This window comes from Maribacter stanieri (genome assembly GCF_900112245.1).
Lineage (GTDB): Bacteria > Bacteroidota > Bacteroidia > Flavobacteriales > Flavobacteriaceae > Maribacter > Maribacter stanieri.
In genome coordinates, this window is the sequence record NZ_FOYX01000007.1 from 1 (window position 1) to 15586 (window position 15586).

Sequence of the window (15586 nt, forward strand, 5' to 3'; positions counted from 1 at the left end):
GATATTTCTGATGATACCATTATTTATACACCAAACGATGATTTTGAAGGAACTGAAGTAATAGAATATACGGTATGTGATGCAGAAGGTAACTGTGATACTGCGACTGTTACCATTACTGTAGGTGACCCAGTAGCTTTAGATGTTGTTGATGATTTTGTGTCTACACCTATTGATACACCAATCGACATCGATATATTGGAAAATGACCTTGGAGTTCCAAATGATGGGATATTGACAGTAACGGACCCATCAAATGGTACAGTTGAAATCAATGATGGCGGCACTCCTGACGATATTTCTGATGATACTATTATTTACACTCCAAACGATGGTTTTGAAGGAATAGATATTATTGAGTATACTGTATGTGATGCAGAAGGTAACTGTGATACTGCGACCGTTACCATTACTGTAGGTGAACCAGTAGCTTTAGATGTTGTTGATGATTTTGTCTCTACACCAATTGATACACCAATCGATATCGATATTTTAGAAAATGATCTTGGAGTTCCAAATGATGGGACATTGACCGTAACTGACCCATCAAATGGAACGGTTGAAATCAATGATGGCGGCACACCCGACGATATTTCTGATGATACTATTATTTACACTCCAAACGATGGTTTTGAAGGAATAGATATGATTGATTATACTGTATGTGATGTGTTTGATAATTGTGATTCTGCAACAGTTGAAATAACAGTTGTTGATAATGATTCTACGGATATAGACGACAATCCAATAGAGGTAAATCAAATGGTTACGCCGAACGGGGATGGTAGAAATGAATTCTTGTTTATAAGAGGAGTTGATAAAATTCGTAGCAGTACATTGAAAATTTTTAATAGATGGGGTGTAGCTGTATATGAAGGCGAGAATTATAATAATCAAAATAATGTATTTGATGGTCGATCAAGAGGTAGGTCTACATTAGGGGTAGATGAATATCTTCCTGCAGGAATATATTTCTATATTTTTGATTATACTACCTTTGAAGGAGAAAGCAAAGTTGATAGTGAATATCTTTATATTAGTAGATAATAGTTGATAAAATATGAATATTAAAAATAAGTTTTTAATCCTGTTTGGATGTTTGTTGCTCGTTTGTAGTAGTGCCGTTGCCCAACAAGATGCTCAGTATACCCAATATATGTTTAACACAATGAGTGTAAACCCTGCTTACGCAGGATCAAGGGGGCAATTAAGTATCACCGGATTATATAGATCTCAATGGGTTGGCCTTGAAGGAGCTCCTAAAACCCAAACATTAAACATTCAATCCCCAATTAGAAATAGTAAGCTTGGGTATGGAGTTTCAATTGTAAATGATGAGATAGGTAACGGTGTTGTACAGGAAACATATTTCGATGCTGTTGTATCTTATACTATAGACGTTTCGGCAGAAGGTAAATTATCATTTGGATTAAAAGCAGGCGGGAATTTACTAAACCTTGATTTTAATCAACTACGTAATTTTGATTCGGAACCTGTAGATTCAGATAATATTGAAAATAAGTTTTCACCTAATGTTGGTGTTGGTCTGTATTATCATTCAAATGAATTTTACGCTGGTCTATCAGCTCCAAATTTATTTCAAACAGAGCATTTTGATAATTCTCAACAAAGTGCAAACAGTGTTAAGTTTTTATCTAAGGAAAGAATCAACTTTTATTTAATTACGGGATATGTTTTTGATTTAAACGGAAACTTGAAATTTAAACCCGCATTGCTAACGAAAGTTGTAGGAGGTGCTCCTTTACAGGTTGATGTATCTGCCAATTTTATGTTTAATGACAAATTTACTTTTGGAGCAGCGTACAGGTGGGATGCTGCTGTAAGTGCTATGGCCGGATTTCAAATCTCAGATCAATTCATGATAGGCTTAGCATATGATAGGGAAACAACAGATTTGGGAGGAACTCAGTTTAATGATGGGTCATTTGAAGTACTTTTAAGATATGAATTGGTAAAATCATTTCAAAGACTGGTTTCACCACGTTTTTTCTAAATGGCAAACTTATATATGAAACATAAAGTAAAGTTTATTTTAGTGATGTTATTGTTTGTTCATGGGTTGACAAAAGCCCAAGAACGCCTAATTCAAAAAGGGAATGAAAAGTTTGAATCATATTCTTTTAGTCCGGCAATCGATATTTATAAAAAGGTATTGGACAAGGGGTATGAATCAGCAGATTTGCTAAGAAAATTAGGTAATTCTTACTATTATAATGCTGATTACAAGGAAGCTGCTGACACTTACAAGCAATTAGTCGCGGACTATTCAGTAGATGTAACGGCAGAAGATTATTTTAAATATGCTCAGTCGCTTAAAACAATAGGTGATTACGATACATCCGGCTCAGTGATGAACAAATTTATCGAGATAACTAAGAGTGATGGTCGTGCTACTGCATTTAATGATGATCGTAATTTTATGTCGGAAATTGAAGAAAATTCAGGAAGGTATAACTTAGGTCCTTTTGAATATAATTCGCCTTATTCCGATTTTGCACCTTCATTTTATAAAGAAGGATTAATATTTTCATCTGATAGAGATACTGGTAATTTCGCAAGATATCGTCATACCTGGAACGCAAAAGATTTTTTAGACCTGTATGAAGTTAACGCAGATAGTTCTTCTATAAATCATGTCAAAAAACTTGGAGAAAATGTAAATACTCGCTATCATGAATCTACTTCAGTTATCACTAAGGATGGTCAGACCATGTATTTTACACGAAACAATTCTGAAAAAAGAAAAACAGTAAAAGATGATAAAGGTATTGTAAGACTAAAGATTTTAAGAGCTGTACTAACGGATGAAGGTATTTGGGGGGAAGTTGAAGAATTGCCTTTTAATAGTGATTCTTATTCTGTAGCTAACCCTGCTTTAAGTCCAGATGAGAAAACCTTATACTTTGTTTCAGATATGCCAGGTACATTTGGTGAATCAGATTTATTTAAAGTGTCTATCAATGAAGATCGTTCATTTGGAACTCCCGAAAATTTAGGTTCAAATATTAATACAGAAGCAAGAGAAACCTTTCCTTATATTACTAGTGAAGATATATTGTATTTTTCTTCTGATGGTCATCCAGGGCTTGGTGGTTTGGATGTGTTTGCTACTAAAATAAAGAGGCAAGATTTTACTGGAAAAGTTTTAAATGTTGGTAAGCCAGTAAATAGTAACAGTGATGATTTTACTTTTATTTTTAATGAAGAGCAAAGAACTGGATATGTAGCATCAAATCGTGAAGAAGGTTTAGGCTTCGATGATATTTACAGCTTTACAGAAACGAAACCTTTGGTTTTTGACTGTCTTCAGAAAATAACTGGTACCGTAAGAGATAAAATTACTAATGAATTATTAGTTGGGGCTACTATTAAAGTCATTAATGAAAATAATGAAGAATTATTATCTACAATAACTGACTCTGATGGTACGTATAGTTTGGAATTAGATTGTACTAAAGGTAATTTTGTCAGAGCTTTAATGGAAGGTTATGTTCCATTTGAAGAGTATATCGGAGTGTCTGATGGGAAGCCAAAGATTATTGATTTTTATTTGGAAAGGGATAATATAACTGCCGGTTTTGGTGATGATTTAGCAAAATTACTCCAATTGAGTACTATCTATTTTAATTTTGATAAATATGATATCCGAAAGGATTCTGAAGTAGAAATTGAAAAGGTTATTGCCGCTATGGAAAAATATCCAAGTTTAAAATTAAAAGTAAATTCTCATACAGATAGTAGAGGTCCAGCTGCTTATAATTTATGGCTATCACAAAAGAGAGCCGAATCTACTGTTAATTACATGATAAAAAAAGGTATATCTAAAGACAGGCTGGTTAGTGAAGGTTTCGGTGAAACCAAATTGCTTAATGAGTGTTCTGATGGAGTTAAATGTTCAGCTGCTAAGCATGATATTAACAGGAGATCAGAGTTTATTATCCTAGAGTAATTTTAAAATAAATTTGTAATAAAAAAAGCGACCAATATAATTGGTCGCTTTTTTTATTATGATAAAGCAATGTATAAAAATTTATAATGCCATATATTTTAAAACTCTGATAGTGTCATATTTTTAGGTGTACAATAGATGAAATGCAAGCAAAAAAAGCAATTTAAATAGTAATTTTAAAAGGCTAAACAGCAGTATTTTAAGCGTTCACTTGCTAATAGCCTTACTTCACAACAAATTTTAGGGATGACCTGAACTCCTAGCTATTTTTACAGATGATATGTATTGCAGAATATTTTCTGTAAAGTTATATTACTTACAAATATTTATGAGTTTAAAGTATTTCTGTTATTTATTCGTTCTAATGTGTGCCACAAGTTTCTATGCGCAAGAAACTTATCGTGATAATTTTAGCAATGTATCATATTCAAATAATAATGGTAGCTCTAACTTTTCTACAGATTGGATTGAAACAGGCGATTCAGATAATGGACCAACAAGTCAATACATTAGAATAAGTAGCAATAGACTAGAGCTTTTTTATATATGGTCGGAAAATATACGAAGATCGGCCAATCTTAATGGAGCGGCAACAGCGGTGCTTAGTTTTGATTATAGAACCATTAGTCTCACCGGAGGAAGAGCATTAGGAATACAAATTTCTAATAACGGGGGCGCGTCTTATACCACAATAGGTACAATTAGTGGTAATAATAATACAGGTACTTATAGTCAAGATATATCTGGTTTTATTTCAGCAACCACTACTGTAAGATTTGCCAAATCAGGTAGTAACTGGAATAATAATGATTATGCTTATATCGATAATTTTCAGATATCTGCAACTTTTCCTGCTTCTATACCCGTTATTGAAGTTAATGATGTTACAGTTGATGAAGACGCGGGCAATGCAATTTTTACTGTACGGCATACCGGTTCGAACGCAACAACTCCTTTTACGGTCAATTACCAAACGGTTAATGGATCTGCAATAGATGGCAGTGATTACACGTCTGCATCCGGTATTTTAAATTTTAATGGAACTGCAGGGGATACCGAAACTATTACTGTACCAATATTAAATGACGGTTCTATAGAAAATCCGGAAGATTTCACATTAGAATTTACTCTGGTATCAGACCCCCAAGTAGATATTAGCGATACGGCAACAGGGACCATAATAGATGACGATGCCCTTATAATGACCGATGGTGGTAGCGCGACTACGTGTAGTGATACGTTTTTTGATCCAGGAGGACTTTCTAATTACAGCAATAATCAGGATGTAACTTATACGATATGTCCAGATACGGCAGATACGTACTTAAATATCAATTTTACAAGTTTTGAAATTGTTTCTGGTGATTTATTATATATATATGATGGTAATTCTACAGGAGCTACGTTAATCGGTCAATATGATAGTGCAAATGTTCCTACTTCTATTAATTCTTCGGCAGCTTCAGGTTGTTTAACGTTTAGGTTTGTATCTAACGGAAGTAATACAGGAGCAGGCTGGGAGGCAGAAATTAATTGTTTTCCTGATGGACCCATTATCATAATAGAGGATATTACAATTGATGAAGATGTAGGTAATGCAGTTTTTACAGTAAGATCAACGAGAGCAGCACATGGAAGGAACGTATTCTTGTTTGGTTTTGTTGAAGCACCCTTTACTGTAGATTTTCAAACAGTAGACGGATTAGCATTAGCAGGAAGTGATTATACCGCTTCATCTGGTACTTTAACTTTCACGGGTGAATTGAATAATGTTCAGACCATATCGGTACCTATAGCTAATGATGGGGTGCCTGAATTTGCAGAAGATTTTGATATTGTTTTTACAGGGGCAAATGCTCAGTATGCAGTTGTGAACTATAACGATTCGGGTAAAGGAACCATTAATTCTCAAATTTTAGCAAATGATCCTTTAACATTGTTTCAAGAATTTGATGGGTATTATGATTATTCAACAACAGGTGGGACCTTACGTACGAGTCCTAATGGAGCTAGTCCTTGTGCGGTTACCACATCATCATCCAATAGTTTGGTTTCCCCTGTTCCGGCAACGGCAACAGTAGAAAGAGCATATTTGTATTGGTCTCATTCTAGTACAGTACGTGATGCAGATGTAACTTTTGAAGGGCAAAGTGTTTCGGCTAATTTTCTATATCAAACTTCATTGGGTAACAGAAACTTTTTTGGATACGTAAGTGATGTAACCACAATAGTTCAAGGTGTAACCGATTTATCAAATAACGTTTTTGATTTTAGTGACCTTACAATTAATAACACAGGAGAATATTGTACTACAAGTACAGTTCTTGGAGGTTGGGCTTTAATGGTGTTTTATGAAGATCGTTCTTTACCTGCTGTGAATATTAATTTATATCAAGGTTTTGACGGACTTAGTAATGAAGGCAATTCATTTACTTTAGATTCGTTTTATGCCATATCTGGTACAGGAGCAAAGGCTTCATTTTTATCATGGGAGGGAGATCCCGATCTTAATGGATCTAGTTCAGGTTCTACCAACCCAGAAGAATTGTCCATTACCAACCAAAGAAATCAAAATTTTGTACTTACCGGAGATGGAGGACAGACAGGTAATAATTCTTACAATTCTACAATTTACGACAATACTGTAGGTCCGCCGGTTTATAATAATGCCAGTACTTATGGTGTAGATTTAGACACGTATGATATATCATCTTTTATACAACCAGCAGATAGTGAAGTTACGGCAAATGTTGATGTAGGTCAGGATTTTGTGATTTCTGCAGCAGTGGTGCTGAAAGTACCATCAAACTTAATTGCAGGTCGTGTTTTTGAAGATGTTAATTACCCTGGTGGTGCAGGTCGTGATCAATTGGCTTCTGGAGGGATAGGAATCTCAGGTGCAATTGTAGAACTTTTTGATTCTTCTGGCACATTCATCCAAAGAAAAAATACAGAGGCAAATGGGAATTACTCATTTGGAGGTATGGCTGATGGGGACTATTTTATAAAAGTAGTAAGTTCAACTGTTCGGTCTACTAGAGATAGTGGGGCAAATTGTTCGTCATGTTACCCAGTTCAAACATATAAGTCCGAAATGGTCAGTAGTAATATTATTGATGTGATTGATGAAATTGGAGGAACAGATCCAACTGCAAATCAAGATGTATCCTTAGGTGTTTTTAATAATGCACAAAGTATCTCTAGTGTTGAGGTGTCAGGAAATGGTGTTGTTGGTATCAATTTCGGATTCAATTTCAATACTATTGTAAATACAAATGAATTTGGTCAAGGTTCTCTTGAACAATTTATTTTGAACAGTAATACGCTAGGTGAAACTGGTCTTGATATTGAGGCTAATTCAATATTTGACCCAGCAGTGGAAGAAGATGTATCTATTTTCATGATACCACCAACTGGTGATAGTTTTGGTAGAACGGCAGATGTAAATTATAATGCTGCAGGCTATTTTAATATTTTAATTGATGATTCAAATGAATTATCAACAATTACAGGTACAAATACAATAATAGATGGTAGAACCCAAGCAGCTTATTCTGGTGATGTTAATTCGGGTACAGTTGGTGCTGGCGGTACATCTGTTGGGGTTTCTAATATAGCATTGCCAAATTATGAGAGACCAGAAATACAGGTTCATAGAGACAAAGGCGATGTGTTTATCTCAGAAGGGATTAATGTTACCATTAGAAATTTAAGTGTATTTGCAGATAAGAATTCAGCGATAGTAGCGGAACAAGGCTCTTTAAATGTTGTTCAAAACTTAATAGGTGTTGATGCTACAGCTAACAATTCGGGCGATTTAAAAGTAGGAGTAGAAAATAAAGGAGCGGATATTAATGTAGATGGAAATTATCTTTCGACCATAACAGAGTCAGCTATTTTAATAGATGGTGGTAATTCAAGTATCATCCAGAATAATCATTTTATAAATAATGGTAGTACAGCTTGTGATGATGCTATTTTACTTGAAGATGGGGCTGGTGTTATTATTAGGCAGAACTTTATTGAAGCATCGGCATCCACTGCTATTGATGGTGAAGATAAAGTAGATAGCATTATTATTACTGAAAATTCTTTAACAACATCAGGTCAAGATGGTGGTAATTGTCAAGGAAATCCACAGCAAATGGCTGTGAAATTGGCTGGTAATGGTTCTTCGGTAACAAATAATAAAATATATCAAAATGGTGGGGCCGGTATTGCTATTGTTGACGGTTCATCAAACTTAATTAGTCAAAATTCTATTTATGCTAATGGAACGGTAACTCCAAGTTTAGGTATAGATTTGGATATGGATGGTGTAACTCTAAATGATACAGCAGATTCAGATTCAGGACCTAATAATTTAGAAAACTTCCCTGTTATTAATTCTGCATTTATTTCTGGAAACAATCTAGTAGTAACCGGGTGGACTTCACCAGGGTCAACCGTTGAGGTATTTTTTACTGATATAAATGAAGGCACAGCTACATTAGGTGATAATCAATTGGGGCTGACTCAAGATTATGGTGAAGGTCAAATTTATATAGGTACAGCGGTAGAAGGTAGTTCAGATGATCAAGATGCAACATCATCATTATATCTTGATAATGACGGAAATACTGATAATACTAATAAATATAAGTTCGTATTCCCTTTACCATCAGGTACAACCGTAGGAGATCTAATAACCACCACAGGAACAAGGTCAAATTCAACGTCTGAGTTCTCACCAGAAGTTATAATTTCGGCTTACACGGTAATTACCAATAGAAATATTACGTATCGTATAAAAAGTAATTAAAATTATTACAGATAATTCTTACAAAAAAAACTTGTTAGCTCTGTGTTTTATTGGTGTTTAGGGTTTAGACCACATTTTTTGACTAGTTAACCTTACCCTTGTCTTCATTGGCAACATTAATTTCTTAGCCTTCTAAAATCAGCGGATTTTTATCATAAGAAATCATGCTAAATAATTCCCCCTTATTGGCATTATAAAAATTTTTCCATGGGGGTTTCTCTTATAAAGAGGATAAATTTGAGTTATATAGGCTTTATCAGTATAGCCTTATTATCAAGTTCAAAAATAATTTCACAAACAACTTTTACTGAAAGTGCAGCTTCGTTTGGTTTAAATTTAGGCCAACCAAAAGATGGTGGTCATGCTTGGTCAGATTTTGACAATGATGGAGACCTAGATGTTCTTGTTCTAGAGAATAACAATAGCCAAAACATAAAAAGTTTTTTAATGCGTAACAATGGTAACAACACGTTTACCAATGTACAACCAACCTTGGTACCTGGTATGCCAGGAGACTGGGCAGAAAGACAAGCCGTTTGGGGAGACATAAATAACGACGGTAAACCAGATTTTATGATCAACTCTTCTGGTAATGCTAATTCTAGACATGCAATTCAAATTTTTATTCAGAACGCTAATGGTACCTTTGGTAATGGTATAGGTGGTACAGCTCCAATAACTATTGGTAGAACAGGTGCTACTATTAATGTGCCAAATGTAAATTCTGAAGGAACCGGGTTTTTCGATTTTGAAGGAGATGGAGATTTAGATATTTTCTTTGATAATCACGATATGGGTATAGAATTATTACGAAATAATTTTATTGATCATACAACCCATACAGTAGCCAATCCAGCCCCTAATGTTTTATTTACTCATATTACAACAGGTAATGGAAGTGGGGTCACTGAGTTTGGGTTAAATCAATTTGCTACAGATGGTGATTATGGTACTGCGGCAGATGTTAACGATGACGGTTGGGTAGATATTTTTATGCGTAAGCGAGATGAGAATGATTTTTTCTTAAACCAAGGAGGGAATTTTTCTAATGGTGCAGATTTAGGGCAGGCAGCAAATAACAACAAAGGAGGTAATGGACTTTGGGATTTGGATAATGATGGAGATTTAGATGCGGTCTGGACAGAAAATGGTCAAACACAAATACACAGAAATGATGGAGGAGGGGTATTTACAGCCTTAGGTGCTTCATCTTTTCCAGGATTGCCGCAACCTGGTAATGTAAATAATGGTAGTTCTGGTGCTCGCATAGATGCTTTGGCTGGTGGAGATATAGATAATGATGGAGATATAGATATTATTCTTGTAGGTAACAGTAGAAGTTATTTATACATAAATCAATTGAACAGTCCTACACCGGCACCAGGTGTAATTGGTAGTGGATCAGCAATGAGTTTCTCTTTAGATTCTCAACAATTTAATTCAGGTAGAGATGGTGAAGGCACCACCATGGTAGATATTGATGATGACGGGGATCTTGATATTTATATCAGTATTAATAATAATAGCAATCAACTTTACATAAATAATTTACCGGCAGCCAACCGAAATAATCACTTGTTAATAGATGTTACAGAAGATAGAGGTGCAGATGGTTCTACAGGCGGCTTTTTAGGGAGGGTTGCTATTGGTACTAACGTATTAATTAGAGATTGTTCCGGAAATATAATTAGTGGACTAAGGCAGGTAAATGGAGTGTACGGGCATGGTACACAGCAACCGGAAGAAGTTCATTTTGGTTTGCCCTTAGGGGAAGATGAAACCTATATTATAGAAGTTCATTATCCTAATTTCTATGATACTTCTGAGCCAAGTGGCTATTCAAGGTTAGTAGCAACGGCAATAGCGCAACCAAGTACAATTGCGGGTACAAATCACTATACTTTAACAACAACAGATGCAGAATTAATCGAAAATCCTAATGCTCCAATTGCAGAGGATGATGAAGTGCGAGTGGCTTATGGAAATTCGGTTTCTGTTCAAATCCACTTATTTACAAACGATTCTGAACCAGATGGGGAAAATTTTTCAATAGAAAATGTAACTCAACCAGCTATTGGTACTGTTGTTATCGATGATGCTGAAAACGGAATTGTAACCTATACATATAGTGGCGCAACACCTTTTCCTGGTACAACATCTTTTGATTATACTATTACAGATTCTACAGATTCTCTTTGTCCCTCCTTGGGTAAAAGTGATACTGCTACTGTGCGTATTATTGAACGTTGTACAGATCCTTCTGGAATAGATACCGATGGTGATGGAATAAATGACGTTTGTGATCTTGATAATGATAACGATGGTATTCTTGATTACGATGAAGGTTGTGGTAATCTAATAATCAACCCTTCTTTTGAGATGCAAGATTTTACGGATCCGGCAACTTTTCCCGACGGATTTACAGATGGATCGGGAACGTTTATAGGAGCAACTTATAATTCAAATCAATTAACAGGTTGGAGCTATACTACGAATTTAGATGGTTGGGTAGGTTTAGGAAGTCCATCTTGGACAACAGATATCTATGCGCCAGCATATCATGGAAATCAATATGTAGATATTACAGGAAATAATAACGTTACGGGAGGAGTGAACAATACGCTTTCTCAAGAAGTTAATACTGTAATAGGTGTTACCTATACGGTATCTTTTTATTGGGGAGAAGATATTGGTCATGAAGTTGGAGCACCGGTTATATTAGATATCGATATTATAGATGCAAGTAATAACCATCTTATTGATGAAACGCTAAACTTTACGGCAGAGGGGTTGGTAAGTGGTATACGAGGACCTAAGCAGTGGTTTTATTACGAACGTAATTTTGTAGCAACAACTACCACCTCAACAATACAATTTTATGCCACTCCAGATGGCACGTCAAATGGGACAGCTGTAGATTTGGTAAGTATAGCGCCAACTACACAATGTTTAGATACTGATGGTGACGGTACTCCAGATGCTTTAGATTTAGATAGCGATAACGATGGTTGTTTTGATGCTTTGGAAGGAGCAAGTAATTTAGATTTTCCAGATCTAAATAGCGATGGTAGTATAGCAGGTGCTGTAGATGAAAATGGTGTGCCCATAGCAGTAAGTGGTGGACAAGGTAAAGGCAGTAGTGTAGATGATTCTGTTACTTCGGGTCTTTGTGATGATGACAATGATGGGGTAAATAATGCGAATGACAAATGTGAAGGATTTGATGATGCAATCGATAATGATAATGATGGAGTTCCTGATGGTTGCGATTTAGATAATGACAATGATGGTATTTTAGATACCATAGAATGCTCTAAATCTTCCGGTACGGTAAATAACCACGATTTTGGGTATTGGATATTTAATTCTCCGGGTTGGACAGGTTCTGGACAACAATGGAATAGAAATGCCAATAGAGCTTGGTTTCCAGAATGGAACGGTACTGGTACCGCAAGTTTTTATCAAACTATAAATGTAACATCAGGTGCGGTCAATACAATTACTTTCGATGTAGGATCAGATAATAACTATGGTAAAGAAGTTACCCTAAATGTATTAATTGAAGGTGTTCAGCAATTTACGGAAACTTCAAATCAGATAGTAACAAATAACGGTGGTCGTTCTCAGAATGATAATGAAACATTGAACATGACTACACGGTCATTTTCATTTGTTCCAACTAGTAATACGGTAGAGCTTCGTTTTAACGGTGTTGCCACACAGACAAATCACGACAGAATGTACATTGATAATATTACATTGAATACTGGTTGCGGCGATTTGGATGGTGATGGAACTTCAGATATTTATGATCTGGATAGTGATGGCGATGGTTGTTTTGATGCTCTGGAAGGAGCTGATAATTTAGATTTTTCAAATTTAAATGGTGATGGTAGTATTTCAGGCAGTGTTGATGTAAATGGAGTGCCCGAAATAGTAAACGGTGGTCAAGGAAAAGGAAGTAGTGCAGATTATACCGTTACTTCAGGGTTGTGTGATGATGATGGAGATGGTGTTAATAATGCAAATGACAAGTGTCCTTATTTTGATGATGCTATAGATAGTGATAATGATGGTGTACCAGATGGTTGTGATGTTGATGATGACAATGATGGGGTGTCAGATTGTGATGAATCTATAGATAGTGTAACCAATGAATTTGCATGGACGTTGAATACACCTGCAGGAAATTTAGAAATGGATACCGACTATGATTCAAAAATTGAAGATTGGGTATTAAGTGATACGGAGACTATGATAACGAATGGTTCTCAATTTGCGGTATCCGGTAGTAATATGAGAATAGAATCTTTTTCTTCTGAAACCAAAGAAGAGGCAGTTCAGAATGGAGATTATATTGAGATATCTTTTACAACCAGTTCAGAGGTTTCTTCTTTGGCTTTAAATGAAATACGTTCTGGTTGGTATAGACCAGATCTAGGTGATTCTTATTACTCTGCTACAGCTTTTACAAGAGCTGGTTCTAATGTTTGGACCACGTTGTCAACAGATGTTTTTCATACCGATAATGGCGGTGTATATGCTACTTTTCAGCATTTAGCTAATGGTCCGGTTTATTTGGATGGGAATACGGAATATACATTTCGTTTTTATGTATACGGTCAAGTAAATGATTCATCTCAAGACTACTCAATAATTGATGATATTGCATTTGGTATTACTGCTTGTAGAACAGATGATTTAGATGGAGATGGAAATCCTAATCATTTGGATTATGATAGTGATGCTGATGGTTGTAATGATGCTGATGAAGCTTATGCAGATAGAAATACAGACTTGGACAATAATGGAATGTATGGCTCAGGAGTACCAACGGTAAATACAGATGGGTCTGTGGTAGCAGCTTCTTACGCTGCACCGGCAGATGGTGATAGTAATGGCGATTATGATTTTTTACAAGTTACGGCCGCTCTAGTTATTACAGATCAGCCACAAGATCAAATGGTATTAACAGGTGATGATGCTACTTTTACAACGTCAGTTACAAATGCAGACACCTATCAATGGCAAGTGAGTGTAGATGGTGTAAGTTTTGCTAATGTAGTAAACGATAGTGATCATACTGGAGCTCAAACAGCATCTTTGACAGTGTTGAATTCCCCAAAACAAAAAGAAGGATATTCGTATAGAGTATTGGTTTCAAATAGTAGTAACACGTGTACTGTGATAACTTCAAATGCTGCGTTACTTTCTATAAAAGTTAGAACTGTTATTACAAATAAACGAATTACATATCGTATAAAACCCAATTAATTATAGTTCGCTATTTTGAGTAATTATAATACAAAAATGCATGCTATCCGTGGGTTTAAATTATCAACGTAAGATTGAAAATATATAAAAAAACCAACATCTTAAAAAGTTGGTTTTTTTATATATAATTTGAAAATTTTCTGGTTTTTTATAGTAGCAATAACTTCCCGTATAACAACGCATCTTCGACGAACAACAATCAAAATTTATAAATATTTAACAAACCCAAACCTCACCTTTATAGAAGTATATAGCGTAAATATTGGTCTACACAACATTTATTTTAGGGTGCAGTACTTATAATGAATATTTGTGTAATGTGAATACCAGTGATCCGTCTTGTTCAAAATAGATAGAATACTTCTGGAGCTAACATTTTGAAAAACCTATATGACCAACGAATTATTGAAGGTGGAATTGAATAATAAAAGTATGAAGAGTCAAACTACTACGAACCTAAGTAATGCCATTAAATTTATAATGGTACTATTTACTTTACTAATATCTGGTATCTCTATGGCACAGACAACTGTGACTTTAGAAGATCAATGTAATTGTGAAGTACTGCAAGGTACAGATGTTTCTGCACCAGGGGTAGGTACACCGGCAGGTGCCGATTTAGGGGATCTGTATGTTAATACAGATACCGGAACCATTTACTATTGGAATGGAACCACTTGGGAACTGACAACTACGGATGATCAGCAATTGCAAAATTTCACTTTTGATATATCTACAAATATTCTGTCATTAGAAATTGAAGATGGAAATATAGTTACAGTAGATTTAGCTTCTTTAGATAGAACTGCTGCTGAAATTGAATATGACAATTCCACATCGTTATTGACCGCAACGAACGTTCAGGATGCGATCGATGAGATCAATGATGCGGCAGGAACAGTTGCCTTGGTAGATAATTTGGACGGAACATATACGTTCACGAATGCTGCAGGTGTAGATACAACGATCAGCGATACATCGATATCCACGATGTCACCAGCTGTTGACGGAGTATATACATATATGGATGAAACGGGAGCGGTACAAACTATCGATACGAACGCGAATGCAAATCCGTATGATAACTCCACATCGTTATTGACCGCAACGAATGTTCAGGATGCGATCGATGAGATCAATGCATCAGCAGGAACGGTTGCCTTGGTAGATAATTTGGACGGTACCTATACTTTTACGAATGCTGCAGGTGTAGATACAACGATCAGCGATACATCGATATCCACGATGTCACCAGCGGTTGACGGAGTATATACATATATGGATGAAACGGGTGCGGTACAAACCATCGACACGAACGCGAATGCAAATCCGTATGATAATTCCACATCGTTATTGACCGCAACGAACGTTCAGGATGCAATCGATGAGATCAATGCATCAGCAGGAACAGTAGCCTTGGTAGATAATTTGGACGGAACATATACTTTCACGAATGCTGCAGGTGTAGATACAACGATCAGCGATACATCTATATCCACGATGTCACCAGCTGTTGACGGAGTATATACATATATGGATGA

The 15586-nt window shown here is 35.7% G+C and carries 5 protein-coding genes and 1 pseudogene; all 6 read left to right on the plus strand.

Annotated features, from left to right (window positions below):
• Positions 1-1047: Ig-like domain-containing protein (locus BM296_RS19335; RefSeq protein ID WP_177214985.1), on the plus strand; the 1047-nt coding region annotated here is incomplete at its 5' end.
• Between the two features lie 13 nt (positions 1048-1060).
• Positions 1061-2014, plus strand: coding sequence for a PorP/SprF family type IX secretion system membrane protein (locus BM296_RS19220; protein WP_091905791.1), 954 nt, complete (start codon positions 1061-1063; stop codon positions 2012-2014).
• Positions 2015-2029: 15 nt separating this feature from the next.
• Entirely contained in the window at positions 2030-3970 is a 1941-nt protein-coding gene (locus BM296_RS19225; RefSeq protein ID WP_091905803.1) for an OmpA family protein, read from the plus strand.
• Positions 3971-4298: 328 nt separating this feature from the next.
• Complete coding sequence (locus tag BM296_RS19230; protein ID WP_091905795.1) at positions 4299-8771, plus strand: Calx-beta domain-containing protein; 4473 nt, start codon at positions 4299-4301, stop codon at positions 8769-8771.
• A gap of 237 nt (positions 8772-9008) precedes the next feature.
• Complete coding sequence (locus BM296_RS19235; protein ID WP_177214986.1) at positions 9009-14045, plus strand: FG-GAP-like repeat-containing protein; 5037 nt, start codon at positions 9009-9011, stop codon at positions 14043-14045.
• Positions 14046-14435: 390 nt separating this feature from the next.
• Positions 14436-15586, plus strand: a pseudogene (locus BM296_RS19240) (hypothetical protein); the annotation flags it as partial.